This is a genomic window from Plasticicumulans sp. (assembly GCF_035331805.1).
Taxonomy (GTDB): Bacteria; Pseudomonadota; Gammaproteobacteria; order Competibacterales; family Competibacteraceae; genus Plasticicumulans.
Genome location: NZ_DAOLKE010000013.1, coordinates 1 through 16886 on the forward strand (window position 1 = coordinate 1; position 16886 = coordinate 16886).

Consider the following 16886-nt stretch of genomic DNA (forward strand, 5'->3'; position numbering starts at 1 on the left):
GCAGCCCGAACGGATCCTCGCCGGCCGGCTTGCCGTGCAGTTCGAACGGGTCCTGCGCACCCGGCGTGCCGTGCAGGCCGAACGGATCGGCGAGCGGTGCCGGTGCGGCAAGGCCGAAGGCATCCGGCAGCGCCACGGCTGCTGCCGTGCCGGCCCCGAAGGCCGGGGCTTGTCCGCCGTCACCGGCGCCCGGCTCGACGGCGATCTGGTACTCGCCGATGGCGATCACGTCCCCGGCCTGCAGCGGCCGGCTGTTGCCGCGACCGACGCGCTGGCCGCCGAGATAGACGCCATTGGTGCTGGTGTCGGTCAGCACGTAGCGCCCCTGCTCCTCGTGCACGGTGCAGTGGCGGCCGGAGATGACCAGCTCCGGGTCCGGCAGCACCCAGTCGTTGCCGGGCGCACGGCCGATCGTCAGGCTGTCGCCGCTGCCGAGGCTGCGCACGGTATCGGCCTCGGGCAGGAGCGGGTGCTGGCTGGTGATACGGAGGGTCAACGGCATCGGTCGTGAAACCTGGGCGGCAAGCCGGGGGGCGAAAAGCCCGCCGACTGTAGGCCAGTGCCGGCACGGCTGACAATTCGCCGCTCGCTGCCGGCTGGCAGTCCGCCGGCCGCCGGCTACGCTACGCAGCGACCGCACTGGCGGACGCCACGATGCGCGGCGCCGGCCGGTGCGCAGATCGGGTGACAATCGCAGGGGGTGCCCCGGTGGCGCTGGATGTGGAGAAATGGCTCGAACCCGTCTCGGACGACGAGCCCGGTGGCAGTGATCTCGAATACGATCCCGATTTCCAGGCCCTCGAACGGCTCGCGACCGGCAAGCCCGAGCAGCAGATCGGCAGCACCATCGTGCCGGCCGAACCGCCGGACTGGCGGGCCGTGCGCGGCAAGGCGATGGAACTGCTCGAACGCACGCGCGACCTGCGCGTCGCGCTGGTGCTGACCCGCGCGCTGCTCGCCGTCGAGGGGCTGCCCGGATTCGCCGACGGCCTGCGCTATCTGCACGGCCTGCTGGAGCGCCACTGGGAGCACGTGCATCCGCAGCTCGATCCGGATGACTACAACGATCCGACCACGCGCGTGAACATCATCGCCGGCCTCGTCGCCGCCGACAGCGACGACGTGCTCGGCCTGCTGCGCCAGGCCGCGCTGGCGCGCTCGCGCAGCTTCGGCGTCGCGACGCTGCGCGACTGGCTGATCCTTTCCGGCGCGAGCAGCGGCACGCCGGTGCTGACCGCCGAGACCTTCGATGCCGTGTTCCGCGAGGTCGCCGCCGAGGAACTGCAGGCGGCCGCCGACAGCGCGCATGCGGCCTTCGATCTCGCCTCGGCAATCGAGCGCCGCCTGACCGAGCAGGTTGGCTCCGGCAACGCCGTGGATCTCTCGCCGTTGCGCACGGCGCTCAAGCCCTGCGTGCAGCTGCTCGACGAGCGCCTGGCCCAGCGCGGCCTGGGCGCCGTGGCCGAGACCGGGGCCTTGCCGGTGGCCGGTGAGGAGCCGGCCGAGGCGGGCGGCAGCGCGGCGACCGGGGCCGGCGCCTCCGGTTTCGTCGCCGGGCGCATCAGTACGCGAGATGACGTATTGAAAGCTCTGGAGGCCGTCTGCGATTACTACACTCGACACGAGCCTTCGAGCCCGGTACCGATCCTGATGGAGCGCGCGCGCCGGCTGGTGACGATGAGTTTCGTCGACATCATGCGCAACATCGCCCCCGACAGCCTCGCGCAGATCGATGTCCTGCGCGGCCCCGATCCGGATGCCGAATCGTCCGGCTCGGACGGCTACTGACCCGCTCCCCCCGAGCCGGTGCCGACGCGCCGCCGGTTCGCGATCGAACAAAGCCTGAGGAGACCCGCCCGTGGCAGACAGCAGTCAGAAATTCATCGCCCGCAACCGCGCCCCGCGCGTGCAGATCGAGTACGACGTCGAGCTCTACGGCGCCCAGAAGAAGGTCCAGCTGCCGTTCGTGATGGGCGTCATGGCCGATCTGTCCGGCAAGCCCGCCGAGCCGCTCGGACCGGTCGCCGAGCGCAAGTTTCTGGAAATCGACGTCGACAACTTCGACAGCCGCATGAAATCGATGAAGCCGCGCGTCGCGTTCGCGGTGCCGAACACGCTGACCGGCGACGGCAACCTGAGCGTCGACATCACCTTCGAGAGCATGGAGGACTTCACGCCGGCCGCGATCGCCCGCAAGGTCGATGCGCTGAACAAGCTGCTCGAAGCGCGCACCCAGCTCTCCAACCTGCTGACCTACATGGACGGCAAGACCGGGGCCGAGGAACTGATCGGCAAGGTGCTGCAGGACCCCTCCCTGCTGCAGGCCCTCGCGTCCGCGCCCAAACCGCAGTCCGAATGACCCCGAGGTAACCAGTCCATGGCCGAACTGAACGCCGAAGCCCAGGCCGCGGGTGCGGGCCTGACCACCGAGGGCGGCGCCTTCGAGGCGCTGCTGCTGCAGGAATTCAAGCCCAAGAGCGATCGAGCGAAGGAAGCGGTCGAGGAGGCCGTGCGCACGCTCGCCGAGCAGGCACTGTCGTCCTCGAGCATCGTCTCCGGCGACACGCTGAAGACCATCGAGGCGATGATCGCCGCGCTCGATGCCAAGCTGACCGAGCAGATCAACCACATCCTGCACCACGCCGATTTCCAGAAGCTTGAATCGGCCTGGCGCGGCCTGCATCACCTCGTCAACAACACCGAAACCGACGAGATGCTGAAGATCCGCGTCATGAACATCTCCAAGCAGGATCTGCACAAGACCCTGAAGAAGTTCAAGGGCACGGCCTGGGACCAGAGCCCGATCTTCAAGAAGCTCTACGAGGAGGAATACGGCCAGTTCGGCGGCGAGCCCTACGGCTGCCTGGTCGGCGACTACTACTTCGACCATTCGGCGCCCGACGTTGAACTGCTCGGCGAGATCGCCAAGGTTTCCGCCTCGATGCACGCCCCGTTCATCGCAGCCGTCGCGCCGGCGGTCATGCAGATGGATTCCTGGCAGGAGCTGTCGAACCCGCGCGACCTGACCAAGATCTTCCAGACGCCCGAATATGCCGCGTGGAAGTCGCTGCGTGAATCCGAGGACTCGCGCTACGTCGGCCTGACCATGCCGCGCTTCCTGTCGCGCATGCCCTACGGGGCCAAGACCAATCCGGTCGATGAATTTGATTTCGAGGAGGACACGACCGGGGCCGACAGCAGCAAGTACACGTGGGCCAACTCCGCCTACGCGATGGCCGTCAACATCAACCGCTCGTTCAAGCTCTACGGCTGGTGCTCGCGCATCCGCGGCATCGAATCCGGCGGTGCGGTCGAGGGGCTGCCCGCGCATTCCTTCCCGACCGACGACGGCGGCGTCGACATGAAGTGCCCGACCGAAATCGCGATTTCCGACCGGCGGGAGGCCGAGCTCGCAAAAAACGGTTTCATGCCGCTCGTGCACAAGAAAAATACCGATTTCGCAGCTTTCATCGGAGCCCAGTCGCTGCAGAAGCCGGCCGAGTACGATGATCCCGATGCCACTTCGAATGCCAACCTCGCCGCCCGGCTGCCGTACCTGTTCGCGACCTGCCGCTTCGCGCACTACCTGAAGTGCATGGTCCGCGACAAGGTGGGCTCCTTCAAGGAGCGCGAGGACATGCAGATCTGGCTGCAGAAATGGATCATGAACTACGTGGACGGCGATCCCTCGCGCTCCAGCGAGACCACGAAGGCCCAGAAGCCGCTCGCCGCCGCCGAGGTCGTCGTCGAGGAAGTCGAAGGCAACCCCGGGTACTACACGTCGAAGTTCTTCCTGCGGCCGCACTACCAGCTCGAAGGATTGACGGTGTCGTTGCGACTGGTATCCAAGCTGCCCTCGCAGAAGGGCGGCTGACTGGCGGTGCGGTGACTGCGGTCGCCGCACCTTTGCAAACGGTCCCTGACGTCCGGGCGACGTACCGGGTCCCAATTCCAGCATTGACGCACTGCAGGAGAGACATTCATGGCCGTTGACATCTTTCTGAAATTCGCGGACGCCGCGAACATCAAGGGCGAATCGAAGGACAAGAAGCATCCGAAGGAAATCGACGTCCTCGCCTGGAGCTGGGGCATGTCGCAGTCCGGCACCTTCCACACCGGCGGCGGTGGCGGCGCCGGCAAGGTCAACGTCAACGACATGTCGGTGACCAAGTGGGTCGACATCGCCTCGTATGCGCTGATGCACGCCTGCGCGACCGGCCAGCACATCGACGACGCGCTGCTGACCGTGCGCAAGGCCGGCGGCAAGGAGCCGGTCGAGTACATCAAGATCAAGATGGAGAAGGTCATGGTCACGTCGATCAACACCGGTGGCAGCGGTGGCGAGGATCGGCTGACCGAGAACGTCTCGCTGAACTTCGCGAAGGTCACCTTCACGTACACCGAGCAGACCGACAAGGGTGCCGGTGAGGCGTCGAAGGACTTCAAGTGGGACATCGAGGCCAACGCCGTTCCGTAATCCGGTCCGTCTGCGAACGCCGGCTCGCGGCCCCCGCCCGCCTGCCGGCCTGCGCTCCGGCGCAGGTCTGAATTCCGGATTTCCCCGAATCCCGGACGTGAGCCGCCCCTGCACCGGGCGGCTGGCGTGGAGGTGTGTCGTGAGCGTCGAAGCCGCCCTGCAGTCGGGCAATCCCCGGGAGGCACTGACCGAACTGCAGGCCCGCGTACGCAAGGAGCCGGCGGTTGCGCGCCATCGCGTGCTGCTGTTCCAGCTGCTCTGCGTGCTCGGCCAGTGGCCGAGGGCGCTCGGCCAGCTGCAGGTGGTCGGCGAACTCGATGCCGAGGCCTTGCCGATGGTGCAGACCTACCGCGAGGCGCTGCGCTGCGAAGTCTTCCGGCAGGAGGTCTTCGCCGGTCGCAGGGCGCCGCTGCTGTTCGGCGAGCCGACGCCGTGGGTCGCGCTGCTGATCGAGGCGCTCGCGCGCGATGCCGACGATCCGCAGGCCGCGGCCGGCCTGCGCGCCGAAGCCTTCGAGCGGGCACCGGCCAATCCCGGCAGCGCCGACGGCCGGCCGTTTGCGTGGCTGGCCGATACCGACGGCCGGCTCGGGCCGGTCATCGAGGCGATCATCAACGGCCGCTATTACTGGATTCCCTGCGAACGCCTGAGCAGCGTGCAGCAGGAGGCCCCGGCCGACCTGCGCGATGTGGTCTGGATGCCGGCATCGCTGACCTTCACGACCGGCGGCGAGACGGTTGCGCTGCTGCCGGCGCGCTACCCGGGGCTGGACGCCGAGGATGACGGCGGCCTGCTGCTCGGACGGCGCACCGAATGGCGCGAGAACGAGCACGGCCTCGTGCTCGCTGCCGGGCAGCGGGTGTTCGCGACCGACGGCGACGACGTGGCGCTGTACGACCTGCGCACGCTGCACTTCGATCCGGCCGCTCCGGCGAGCGCCTGAGGCTCACCGTGGCCGAACTGACGCCGCAGGAACGCCTGCAGCCGGCGCTGCTCGACCGGCTGATCGACGACGCGCCCGAGCGTCACAAGGAAACGCGCGAGCAGCGCGTGCTGTCGCTGAACCAGTTGCGCGAGAGCGTGCTGCGTGATCTCGCCTGGCTGTTCAACGCCGGCAACCACGAATCCGTGCAGTCGCTCGATGCCTGGCCGCAGGTCGCGCGCTCGGTGCTGAACTACGGCCTGCCGGCGCTCTCCGGACGCACGGCCAGCAGCGTCGACATCCCGGCGCTCGAACGCGTGCTCGCCGATACCATCCGCACCTTCGAACCGCGCATCCTGCCGCACACGCTGCAGGTGCGCGCCGTCGTCGCCCGCGAGCAGATGAACCACAACGCCATCGGCTTCGAGATCCAGGGCGAACTCTGGGCGCAGCCGGTGCCGCTGCATCTGTGGCTGAAGACCGAGATCGACCTCGAATCCGGCAACGTCCGCATCGAGCCCCGCAACGCCTGATCGCAAGCAGCCCCCCGATGGATCCGCGCCTGTACCGGTATTACAACCAGGAACTCCAGCACCTGCGCGAGACCGCCGGCGAGTTCGCGCAGGAATTCCCGAAGATCGCCTCGCGCCTGAGCCTGACCGGCTTCGAATGCGCCGACCCCTACGTCGAGCGGCTGCTCGAAGGCTGTGCCTTCCTGTCGGCGCGCGTGCAACTGAAACTCGATGCCGAGTTCCCGGTGTTCACGCAGCACCTGCTGGAGATGGTCTACCCGCACTATCTGGCGCCGGTGCCGTCGATGGCGGTGCTGCAGCTGCAGCCGGACCTGTCCGAAGGCTCGCTCGCGGCCGGTTTCACGGTGCCGCGCGGCGCGAGTCTCAAGAGCGTGCTCGGCAAGAACGAGACCACCGCCTGCGAATACCGCACCGGTCAGCCGGTGACGCTGTGGCCGGTCGAGCTGACCGAGGCCGAGTACTTCGGCAACGTCACGGCCGTGCTCGGCCCGGCCGCGAACAGCGCGCCGCGTGCGCGTGCCGGCCTGCGCCTGCGCCTGCGGGCCACGGCCGGCCTGAGCTTCGATGCGCTGTCGCTCGAGCGCCTGCCGCTGTTCCTGCGCGGCGCCGACCAGCTGCCGTTCCGGCTGTACGAACAGCTGCTCGGCAACGCCGTCGCCGTGCTCGCCCGCCCGGCGCAGCGTCCGGCGCCGTGGTTCCAGTGGCTCGGCCGCGAATCGCTGGCGCCGATGGGCTTCGAGGACGAACAGGCGCTGCTGCCGCTGTCGCCGCAGAGCTTCCAGGGCTACCGGCTGCTCGGCGAGTACTTCGCGTTCCCGCAGCGTTTCCTGTTCGTCGAACTGCGCGCCCTGGCACCGGTCGTGCGCCGCTGCAGCGGCAGCGAACTCGAACTGCTGGTGCTGTTCGATCGGCTCGACCCGATGCTCGAAGGCGTGCTGAAGCCCGAGAACTTCGTGCTGCACTGCGCACCGGCGATCAACCTGTTCCCGCGCCGCGCCGACCGCATCCACCTGAACGACAGGAGCTACGAGTACCACATCGTCCCGGACCGCACGCGGCCGCTCGATTTCGAGGTCCACTCGCTCGAACGCGTGACCGGTCACGGCACGACCGAGCAGGCCGAGCAGGCCTTCCTGCCGTTCTACTGCGCGCACGACCGCATCCGCCGCGCCGCCGACGGGGCGTATTACACGCTGCGCCGTACCAAGCGCCTGCTGTCGGCGCGCGCGAAGCTGCGCGGGCCGCGCAGCGGCTACATCGGCCAGGAGGTGTTCATCGCGCTGGTCGATGCCGCTGCCGCACCGTACCGGCACGATCTGCGCCAGCTGTCGCTCGAAGTGCTGTGCACCAACCGCGACCTGCCGCTGACGATGCCGCTCGGGCTCGGGCGCACCGACTTCACGCTGGAGAGCGGCGCGCCGGTGGCGGCGGTGCGCTGCGTGGCCGGTCCGACGCGCCCGCGCCCGAGCAACGCCGAGAACGACGTGGCCTGGCGGCTGATCTCGCACCTGTCGCTGAACTACCTGACGCTCGCCGACAGCGATGCGCAGCAGGGCGCGGTGGCGCTGCGCGAGCTGCTGCGCCTGTACGTCGATCCGAACGATGCCGCCGGCCAGAAGCAGGTCGACGGCCTGCTGTCGGTGAAGACGCAGCCGGCGACCCGCCGCCTGCCGCTGCCGGGGCCGATCGCCTTCGGGCGCGGCGTCGAGATCGCGCTGAACTTCGACGAGGGCGCCTACGGCGGGGCCGGCGTGTTCCTGATGGGGGCGGTGCTGGAGCGCTTCCTCGGCCGCTACGTGTCGATGAACAGCTACACCGAGACCAGCGTGCGTTCGCTGGAGCGCGGCGAGATCATGCGCTGGCCGGTGCGCATGGGCGCGCGGGCGCTGCTGTGAACGCCGACGCCGACACCGAGGATTCCGGCATTGCGCCGGCGCTGAGCGCCGCCGATTTCGGCGTCGCGCCGCCGGTGCTGCTGTCGCCGGTCGCCGAGGCGCTGTTCACGGCGCTGGCGGCGAAGCCGTGGGATTTCGATCTCTGGCAGGCGCTGCGGCGCATCGAATGCGCGTTCCCGGACAAGCCGCGGCTCGGGCGCTCGTTCCGGGTTGCCGATGATCCGGTGCGGCTGTCGCAGCCGCCGCACACGACCTTCGTGCCCTCGACGATCGCCGCCTTCGAGCGCCCGTCCCACCGGCCGGCCCGGCTGGCGAGCTATGCCTTCGGGCTGTTCGGCCCGCACGGGCCGCTGCCGCTGCACCTGAGCGAGCACGCGCGCGAGCGCCAGCGCAACCACCGCGATCCGACCTTCGCGCGCTTTGCCGACATCTTCCATCACCGGCTGATGTCGCTGTTCTGGCGCGCCTGGGCCGATGCGCAGCCGACCGTCGGCATGGACCGCCCCGGCGAGGACCGCTTCGCGCGCTACGTCGGCAGCCTCGCCGGCTACGGTGACGAAGCCCTGCGCGATCGCGACGTGCTCGGCCACCGGCCGCGGCTGCACTTCGCCGGCCTGCTCGGGCCGCAGGCGCGCCACCCGGACGGCCTGCGCGCGATCCTCGCCGACTATCTCGGCCTGCCGGTGCGCATCGGGGAATACATCGGCCACTGGCTGGAACTGCCGCCGCCGGTGCAGTGCCGGCTCGGCGATTCGCGCGCGAGCGGCACGCTCGGCGTCAACGCCGTGATCGGCACCCGGGTCTGGGACCGCCAGTACAAGTTCCGCGTCGTGCTCGGGCCGCTGACGCTCGCCGACTACGAACGCCTGCTGCCGGGCGGCGCGAGTCTCGCGCGGCTGCGCGCCTGGGTGCGCAGCTACGTCGGCGAGGAATACGCCTGGGATGCGCGGCTGATCCTCGCGCGGCCCGAGGTGCCCGAGGCACGGCTCGGCGGTCCGACCCGGCTCGGCTGGACCACCTGGATCGGCACGCCGGGGGCGGCCGATCCGGCCGACCTGCAGCTGCAGGAAAGCGTCATGACGGCGCCGGTCCCGGCGCCCGCCTGAATCCGGACCTCCGCGGCCCGCGCCGGCACGCCGGGGCCGCATACAACACGATCCACCACCTTCGAGGGAGCACGTCATGGCGGAAATCAGTCGGGTCAAGCTGTTCGGCAAGCTCAACAGCCTCGGCTACAAGGCGGTCGAGGCGGCGACGGTGTTCTGCAAGATGCGCGGCAATCCGTACGTCGAGCTGGTGCACTGGGTCCATCAGATCCTGCAACTGCCCGATTCCGACCTGCACAGGCTGATCAGGCAGTTCAACGTCAACCCCTCGGTGCTGGTCAAGGACCTGACTGATGCCCTCGACCGGCTGCCGCGCGGCTCGACCTCGATCACCAACCTGTCGGCGCACGTCGAGGAAGCCGTCGAGCGCGGCTGGGTCTACGGCAGCCTGATGTTCGGCGAGGCGCAGGTGCGCACCGGCTATCTGGTGGTCGGCATCCTGAAGACGCCGTCGCTGCGCAGCGCGCTGCTCGGCATCTCGAAGGAGTTCGACAAGTTCAAGGCCGACGCGCTGACCGACCGCTTCGACGAATACGTTTCCGGCTCGCCCGAGCAGGGCCTGCACGCGACCGACGGTTTCCAGGTCGGCGGCGGTGCGGCGCCGGGCGAGGCGAGCGGTGCGATCCCGCCGGCGCAGCTCGGCAAGCAGGAGGCGCTGAACCGCTTCACGACCGATCTGACCGAGCAGGCGCGCAGCGGCAAGATGGACCCGATCGTCGGGCGCGACGATGAAATCCGCCAGGTCGTCGACATCCTGATGCGCCGCCGCCAGAACAACCCGATCCTGATCGGCGAGGCCGGCGTCGGCAAGACGGCGGTCGTCGAGGGCTTCGCGCAGCGCATCGCCCGTGGCGACGTGCCGCCGTCGCTGCAGGAAGTCACGCTGCGCGCGCTCGATGTCGGCCTGCTGCAGGCCGGGGCCAGCATGAAGGGCGAGTTCGAGCAGCGCCTGCGCTCGGTGATCGAGGAAGTGCAGGCCAGCCCGAAGCCGGTGATCCTGTTCGTCGACGAGACGCACACGCTGGTCGGCGCCGGCGGTGCGGCCGGCACCGGCGATGCCGCCAACCTGCTCAAGCCCGCGCTGGCGCGCGGCACGCTGCGCACGATCGGCGCGACCACCTTCGCCGAGTACAAGAAGCACATCGAGAAGGACCCGGCGCTGACCCGGCGCTTCCAGAGCGTGCAGGTCGATGAGCCCGACGAGAAGAAGGCCGTGCTGATGATGCGCGGCGTCGCCTCGACGATGGAGGCGCACCACAAGGTGCAGATCCTCGACGAGGCGCTGGAGGCCGCGGTCAAGCTCTCGCACCGCTACATCCCGGCGCGCCAGCTGCCGGACAAGTCCGTGAGCCTGCTCGACACCGCCTGCGCGCGCGTCGCGGTCAGCCTGCACGCGGTGCCGGCCGAGGTCGATGACAGCCGCAAGCGCATCGAGGCGCTCGATACGGAGCTGCGCATCATCGCGAAGGAAGCCGCGGTCGGCCTCGACACCGCGGCGCGCGAATCGCTCTGCAACGAGCGGCTGGCGGCCGAGAAGGCCCGGCTCGAAGGGCTGGAAGCGCGCTGGAACGCCGAGAAGGCGCTGGTCGATGAGCTGCTCGCGACGCGCGCCGCGCTGCGCGCCAACATCGGCGTCGTCGACGGGCCGGCCAAAGGCGAGCCGCCGGCGAAGCTCGGCGAGGCCGAAGTCGCGGCGCTGCGCGAGAAGCTGCACGGCCTGCAGACGCAGCTCGCCGAGCTGCAGGGCGAGCAGCCGCTGATCCTGCCGACCGTCGATTACCAGGCGGTCGCCTCGGTGGTCGAGGACTGGACCGGCATCCCGGTCGGGCGCATGGCGCGCAACGAGATCGAGACGGTGCTGAAGCTCGCCGACACGCTCGGCCAGCGCGTGATCGGCCAGGACCACGCGATGCAGATGATCGCCAGGCGCATCCAGACCTCGCGCGCCGGCCTCGACAATCCGAACAAGCCGATCGGCGTGTTCATGCTCGCCGGCACCTCCGGCGTCGGCAAGACCGAGACCGCGCTGGCGCTCGCCGAGGCGCTCTACGGCGGCGAGCAGAACCTGATCACGATCAACATGAGCGAGTACCAGGAGGCGCACACCGTCTCGTCGCTGAAGGGCGCGCCTCCGGGCTACGTCGGCTACGGCGAGGGCGGCGTGCTGACCGAGGCCGTGCGCCGGCGGCCGTACTCGGTCGTGCTGCTCGACGAGGTCGAGAAGGCCCACCCGGACGTGCACGAGATCTTCTTCCAGGTCTTCGACAAGGGCTGGATGGAGGACGGCGAGGGCCGGCTGATCGACTTCAAGAACACGCTGATCCTGCTGACCACCAACGCCGGCACCGACCTGCTGATGCAGCTCTGCAAGGACCCGGAGCTGATGCCCGAGCCCGATGACATCGCCAAGGCGCTGCGCGAACCCCTGCTGAAGGTGTTCCCGCCGGCGCTGCTCGGGCGGCTGGTGACGATCCCGTACTACCCGCTCAGCGACGAGATGCTCGGGCGCATCGTCCGGCTGCAGCTCGGGCGCATCAAGAAGCGCGTCGAGGAGCACCGCAAGGTGCCGTTCGAGTACGACGACGAGGTCGTCAAACTCATCGTCTCGCGCTGCACCGAGCTGGAATCGGGCGGACGCATGATCGATGCGATCCTGACCAACACCATGCTGCCGGACATCAGCCGCGAGTTCCTCGAACGCATGATGGAAGGCCAGCCGGTCACGCGCGTGCACGTGTCGGTGCGCGACGGCGAATTCGCGTATGCCTTCGATGCCTGAGCGGCCCGCGGTGTGCCCGCCCCGCAGGCATCGTCGCCGGGGCGGGCCGCTGCTGACGCTGTTGCTGATTCACGCTCACGAGGCCATCGCGATGGGAAACCTGTGCCTGTTCTCCGCCGTCACCGGCGTCGTGCTCGATGACGGCCGGCCGGTCGAGGGCGCGCGGCTCGAACGCAGCTACGAATGGCGCTGGAAGCCCGAAAGCGGCAGGGACGAGACCCGCACCGACGCCGACGGGCGCTTCCGCCTGCCGGCGATCACGCGCGGCTCGCTGCTCGGCTCGCTGCTGCCGCACGAACCCTTCGTGCGCCAGACCCTGCTCATCCACCACGCCGGCCGGACCTACCAGGCGTGGATGTTCAACAAGGGCGAATACGCCGAGAACGGCGAACTGGGCGGCCGGCCGATCTCGCTGGTGTGCCGGCTCGAAGCGGCGCCGGAACACCACGGCGAGGTGTACGGCATCTGCGAGCCGCAATGAGCCGCAGCAGCGCGCCACCCGCAGCGCCCGCTCCACGAGGCCAAGACCATGACGACGCTCACGCCGCTGCAGGCGGCCCGCATTGCCCGCGGCGTCTACACGCTGCTCGACCAGACCGTCGGCGAGGCCCGCGAACGCGGTGACCTGTTCGGCTGCGAGGGCCTGTTCACCGTCGGCGAGGAATCGCGCTTCACCGGCCGCTCCGGCGGCCTGATCGCCTGCAAGACCATCAGCGGTTTCGGCTACCTCGCCGAGGGCGAGGGGCGTCACCAGGGCGAGATCCTCGTCGCGACCCGCGGCACCAGCATCCAGCTCGACTGGCTGTCGAACCTGAACATCGGCATGCAGATCGGCCCGGGCGGGCTGCCGGTGCATGCGGGTTTCCATGAGGTCTGGAAGTCCTTCGCCGACGGGCTCGCGCAATACCTGCGCGGCCGCAACCCGTCGGTGATCCACTGCGTCGGCCACAGCTTGGGCGGCGCGCTCGCGACGCTGAACGCCGATTACTTCTCGCACATCCGCGCCGGCGCCGTGCGCCTGTACACCTTCGGCTCGCCGCGTGCCGGCTCGCTGTTCTTTTCGAACGCGCTGCGCCAGCGGCTCGGCGCCGAGCACATCCACCGCGTCCACCACGCCGCGGACCCGGTGCCGAAGATCCCGCTGTTCCCGTTCCTGCACGTGCCGGCCGACAGCGCCGGCTATCCGCTCGCCAGCGGCAACCACGGTCTGGTCAGCGTCGCCGCGCATTCGATGAAGGACAGCTACATCCCCGGCGTCGGCGAGGACAACTGGATCGGGCTGGAGCGGCGCTGCCGCGACGACCTCAACGATGCCCGCGTGCAGGGCTGGCTCGACCAGATCGCCTCGGGCGGCGGTCACGTGCTGCCGCTCGGCGCCCGGACGCTGCAGATGATCGGCCGGGCGCTCGCCTGGCTGCTGAAGAAGACCAGCGCCCTGCTGGTCGGCACCTTCGGCACGCTGCTCACCGCCGGCATGACCGTGCTCGACCAGCTCGCCTGGCTGCTCGCAAAGAGTGCGGAGCTGTCGATCGAGCTGACCGGCTACATCGCGGCCCTGATCAAGGCCATCTTCCTGTTCCTCGGCCGCACCGCGATCGTCGGCACGGTCATGACCTTCGGCTTCGTGCGCTGGGTGCTGGGGCTGCTGTTCGGCACGCTGACCGGGCTGGCCCGCTCGGCGCTGTCGGTGCTCGGCTGAGCGGGCCGGCCGGCGGCCTTGCGGCATCCATCGGCCGGGTTTGCAAACCTGCTTCAGCGACCCTGCCGGCCGGCCCCGAGGGCACGCGGCCGGCCATCCGCGCCACGTACCGGGGTGGTTCGCGTGGCATTCCGCGGCAGTCACCGCAGGGGGCTGCCGCACGAACGGCCGGAGTCCGGCAGCAGCAATCCGCTGCCCCGGCCAGAAAACTCAGGTCTCCCGGGAGGAGCGCGAGCATGAACAAGTTCACGGAAGCCTACAGAAAGGCCAGGGACGTGCTCGAAAATCAGGTGTTCGAAAGCAAGTGGCAGGAGTTCCTGTTTGCCGACTGTCAGGCGCGGACGCTGTTCGGCGCCGACGGACTGGCCGTGGCCCGCGCCGACGACCCGGAGCGCGTGCGCAAGCGCCTGCGCGATCTCTGCAAGTCCGGAAACCGCAAGATCGGCGCGGTGATCGTCGAGGCCGCGCAGAATCCGGTTTCCTCCGGCACGCTCGCCGAGCGCGCAGCGACGCTGAAGATGCTCAGGCACCTCTATCACGTCGTGAAGAAGGGCGGCCAGAACGTCTGGGTGTATTCACCGCCGAAGGCCTACGAGAAATGGGTGTTCGACGAACTGACCGGTGATGCCAAGGCGCTGGAGGCCAAGCTCAATCACGAGAAGAAAATCTTCTCCAGCACCGAAATGCGCTGGATGGCCTCGGCACTCGGGGTGGCGCTGAAGATTTCCGAAGACACCAAGGCGAAGCTCAGCGGCGCCACCGGCAAGAAGGACGACACCGATGCCGTGATAAAGCGCTGGTTTCTCGACGAGGACAGCGGCGATGCGCAACTGACCGAGGCACGCACCAAACTGCTCGACGGCTTCAAGAAGATCGCGGTCGCCTGTGCCTCCGACAAGCTGGTGTTCGCCGATTACGCCGACTGGATCAAGACCCGCAGCAAGTATTTCGGTGCCGCCTTCCGCGGCGGCGAGGGCGGCGGTTTTCCGGTGATCTATCTCGAAGGCGCCTTCACGCGCCTGACCGGCAATACCGGCAAGATGTGGCTGTGTGCGGAAACCATCATCCATGAGTTCTCGCACCACGAAGTCAGCACCCGCGATCACCGCTACGACAGCAGCGGCCTGAAACCTGCCAAGGCAACGCTGCCTTATGCCAAGGCCATCGACAATGCCGACAGCTGGGGCTATTTCGCCCTCGATCTGGCCGGTTACCTGTCGAAGTCCGACCGTCTCAACGTGCTGAAGTGATGCGGTCCGCTTTTCGGGAGAACAGCCATGAACGATGACGAACTGGAGGCCGGCCTGCCCGCGCCGAAACGGGTCGGGCCGCCGGAGGTGGAACCGGTCACGATCGGGAACGTGCGCTACGAGGTCGTGCACTGGGGGCGCGAGCGCGGGCTCGGGCAGAACGGTGGTTACCTGGAAGCCTTCGATGCGGCGAGCGGTGCGTCGCTGTGGCTGCTGCAGGTCTACGTGATCGACTATGACCCCGATCTCGAAGAGGACGTGCAGGACGTGTTCATCGAGAGCCTGAAGACCGGGCCGCGCGGCACGCTGAAAATCGTCGACGAGCGCGGCCGGCGCTTCGTCGTCGATCCGGCCACGCGCACGGTGACGGCGAAGTGAAGCCGGTGCGCGCGCTGCTCGCGGCTGTACTGCTGGCAGCGGGCACGGTCGCCGGTGCGGGCGGGGAAATGCCGGCCGGCAAGCGCGTGGCGCCGCCGGCCGTTGCGCCGCTGACGCTGCACGGGGTGCGCTACGAGGCGCCGCCCGACACGCGCGATTTCGGCGACGATCAGGCCGGTGGCTACCTCGTCGCCCGCGACGCCCGCAGCGGCCGCGAACTCTGGCGCCAGCGCATCTATGCGACTGCCTACGACCCGAAGCTGGAATCCGACGTGCAGGACGTGTTCATCGCCTCGCTGCGCGCCGGGCGCGGCGGCCGGACCCTGGAAATCACCGATGAGCGCGGACGGCGCTACACGCTGGACCTGGGCAGCCGGGCCGTGCAGGAGCAGGGAGTCCAAAACCGGCGCTGAATCCCGGCCCGAGGCCGGCGCCGGGTTCCTGCGGCGCGCATCGGCCGGCCGGTCGTCGCGGCGGCGGCCGGCGGTATACGCTGAACCCCGCACCGTCCGCCGCCGTCCCGCTTCCGGAGTTCCGATGACCGATCTCGCCGCCCCGGCCGCCCCAGACCGTCTGTCCGAAGCCATCGAACTGCACCGGCGCGGGCAGGGCCTCGCCGCCGAACCGATCTATCTCGAACTGCTGGCCGCCGATCCCGGCCACCCGGATGCGCTGCACTACCTCGGCCTGCTGCGCCACCAGCAGGGGCGCGATGACGAGGCGCTCGACCTGATCGGCCGGGCGCTGCAGGCCGTGCCGCGCTACACCGACGCCTGGAACAACCTCGGCAACGTGCATCTGCGCGCCGGGCGTTTCGACGAGGCCGAAACCGCCTACCGTGCCGCGCTCGAATGCGACGCCGGACACGCCGGCGCCTGGAACAACCTCGGCCTGACGCTGCGCGCGCGCGGCCTGTACGCCGATTCGGCCGAGGCCTACGCGAAGCTCGCGTCGCTGGCGCCGGACTTCGCCGAGGCGCATTACCAGCTCGGCCTGATGCTGCGCCACACCTCGACGCTCGCGAGCGTGCTCGATGCCTTCCGCCGCTGCATCGAGATCGATCCGACCCACGCCCGCGCGCACTACCAGTACGGCTACATGCTGTACATCACCGGCCACACCGCCGAGGCCGCCGACGTGTTCCGCCAGTGGCTGACCTTCGATGCGGCCAATCCGGTGCCGCGCCACATGCTCGCCGCGTGCTCGGGCGAGGACGTGCCGGCGCGCGCCGCCGACGACTACGTGAAGCGCACCTTCGATGACTTCGCCGAGAGCTTCGACGAGGTGCTGCTCGAAAAGCTCGACTATCACGCGCCGGATCTGCTCGCGGCACGGCTCAGGGCCGATCTCGGCACCGCGCAGGCCACGCGCATCATCGTCGATGCCGGCTGCGGCACCGGGCTGTGCGGGCCGTGGCTGAAGCCCTACGCGCAGCGCCTGATCGGCATCGACCTGTCGCCCGGCATGCTGCGCAAGGCCGATGCCCGCGGCGACTACGACAAGCTGTACGAAGCCGAGCTGACGCGCTTTCTCGCCACCTACCCGGCGGCCTTCGACGTGATCGTCTCGGCCGACACGCTGTGCTACTTCGGCGCGCTGGAGGAATTCGCCGCTGCTGCGCGCCGGAGCCTGAAGGCCGGCGGCTGGCTCGGCTTCACGGTCGAGCGGCTGGACGACGACAATCCCGAGCCATACCGCATCCGCCCGCACGGCCGGTATGCGCATCGCGGCGACTACGTGCAGGCGACGCTGGCCGCAGCCGGATTCAGCGGGCTGTCGCTGGAGCCGGGCGTGCTGCGCATGGAGCTGTCACATCCGGTGCAGGGCTGGGTCGTGCGTGCGCGGGT

Annotated in this window: 16 protein-coding genes; 15 read left to right on the top strand and 1 reads right to left on the bottom strand. The window is 69.2% G+C overall.

Annotated elements, in window-relative coordinates:
• Window positions 1-502, bottom strand: a 502-nt coding sequence (locus tag PKE44_RS02215) for an FHA domain-containing protein (protein ID WP_324548029.1), incomplete at its 3' end; no start/stop codon positions are given.
• A 206-nt stretch (window positions 503-708) separates the two neighbouring features.
• Here PKE44_RS02215 and tssA point away from each other — a divergent pair.
• From tssA to PKE44_RS02290, 15 genes are all read left to right on the top strand, one after another.
• A complete protein-coding gene (gene tssA, locus PKE44_RS02220) occupies window positions 709-1788 on the top strand; it encodes a type VI secretion system protein TssA (protein WP_324548030.1) in 1080 nt (359 codons plus the stop codon).
• Window positions 1789-1858: 70 nt separating this feature from the next.
• Complete coding sequence (gene tssB / locus PKE44_RS02225; protein WP_324548031.1) at window positions 1859-2359, top strand: type VI secretion system contractile sheath small subunit; 501 nt, start codon at window positions 1859-1861, stop codon at window positions 2357-2359.
• Window positions 2360-2377: 18 nt separating this feature from the next.
• On the top strand, window positions 2378-3874 hold the full coding sequence (tssC, locus tag PKE44_RS02230; RefSeq protein WP_324548032.1) for a type VI secretion system contractile sheath large subunit: 1497 nt from the start codon (window positions 2378-2380) through the stop codon (window positions 3872-3874).
• Window positions 3875-3982: 108 nt separating this feature from the next.
• Window positions 3983-4477 (top strand): type VI secretion system tube protein Hcp, encoded by a 495-nt coding sequence (locus PKE44_RS02235; protein ID WP_324548033.1) that lies wholly within the window; start codon window positions 3983-3985, stop codon window positions 4475-4477.
• Between the two features lie 139 nt (window positions 4478-4616).
• Entirely contained in the window at window positions 4617-5420 is an 804-nt protein-coding gene (locus PKE44_RS02240; RefSeq protein ID WP_324548034.1) for a type VI secretion system accessory protein TagJ, read from the top strand.
• A gap of 8 nt (window positions 5421-5428) precedes the next feature.
• Window positions 5429-5932 carry a type VI secretion system baseplate subunit TssE gene (gene tssE / locus PKE44_RS02245; RefSeq protein WP_324548035.1) on the top strand — a complete coding sequence of 168 codons (504 nt, stop codon included), beginning with the start codon at window positions 5429-5431 and terminating at the stop codon, window positions 5930-5932.
• A 17-nt stretch (window positions 5933-5949) separates the two neighbouring features.
• The gene (gene tssF / locus PKE44_RS02250; protein ID WP_324548036.1) at window positions 5950-7827 is read left to right on the top strand and encodes a type VI secretion system baseplate subunit TssF; all 1878 of its coding nucleotides are present in this window, start codon (window positions 5950-5952) and stop codon (window positions 7825-7827) included.
• The gene (gene tssG, locus PKE44_RS02255; RefSeq protein ID WP_324548037.1) at window positions 7824-8933 is read left to right on the top strand and encodes a type VI secretion system baseplate subunit TssG; all 1110 of its coding nucleotides are present in this window, start codon (window positions 7824-7826) and stop codon (window positions 8931-8933) included. Before tssF ends, tssG begins: the two co-directional genes overlap by 4 nt.
• A gap of 76 nt (window positions 8934-9009) precedes the next feature.
• Window positions 9010-11712, top strand: a complete 2703-nt coding sequence (tssH, locus tag PKE44_RS02260; RefSeq protein WP_324548038.1) for a type VI secretion system ATPase TssH — start codon at window positions 9010-9012, stop codon at window positions 11710-11712.
• A gap of 91 nt (window positions 11713-11803) precedes the next feature.
• Window positions 11804-12193 carry a carboxypeptidase-like regulatory domain-containing protein gene (locus PKE44_RS02265; RefSeq protein WP_324548039.1) on the top strand — a complete coding sequence of 130 codons (390 nt, stop codon included), beginning with the start codon at window positions 11804-11806 and terminating at the stop codon, window positions 12191-12193.
• Between the two features lie 48 nt (window positions 12194-12241).
• Window positions 12242-13411: a lipase family protein gene (locus PKE44_RS02270; protein ID WP_324548040.1), complete on the top strand. Its 1170-nt coding sequence runs from the start codon at window positions 12242-12244 to the stop codon at window positions 13409-13411.
• A gap of 236 nt (window positions 13412-13647) precedes the next feature.
• Window positions 13648-14661 (top strand): M35 family metallo-endopeptidase, encoded by a 1014-nt coding sequence (locus tag PKE44_RS02275; protein WP_324548041.1) that lies wholly within the window; start codon window positions 13648-13650, stop codon window positions 14659-14661.
• 27 nt (window positions 14662-14688) lie between these two features.
• The gene (locus PKE44_RS02280; protein WP_324548042.1) at window positions 14689-15039 is read left to right on the top strand and encodes a hypothetical protein; all 351 of its coding nucleotides are present in this window, start codon (window positions 14689-14691) and stop codon (window positions 15037-15039) included.
• Complete coding sequence (locus PKE44_RS02285; protein ID WP_324548043.1) at window positions 15036-15452, top strand: hypothetical protein; 417 nt, start codon at window positions 15036-15038, stop codon at window positions 15450-15452. Before PKE44_RS02280 ends, PKE44_RS02285 begins: the two co-directional genes overlap by 4 nt.
• A gap of 124 nt (window positions 15453-15576) precedes the next feature.
• The coding region (locus PKE44_RS02290; RefSeq protein ID WP_324548044.1) for a tetratricopeptide repeat protein at window positions 15577-16886 on the top strand (1310 nt) is incomplete at its 3' end.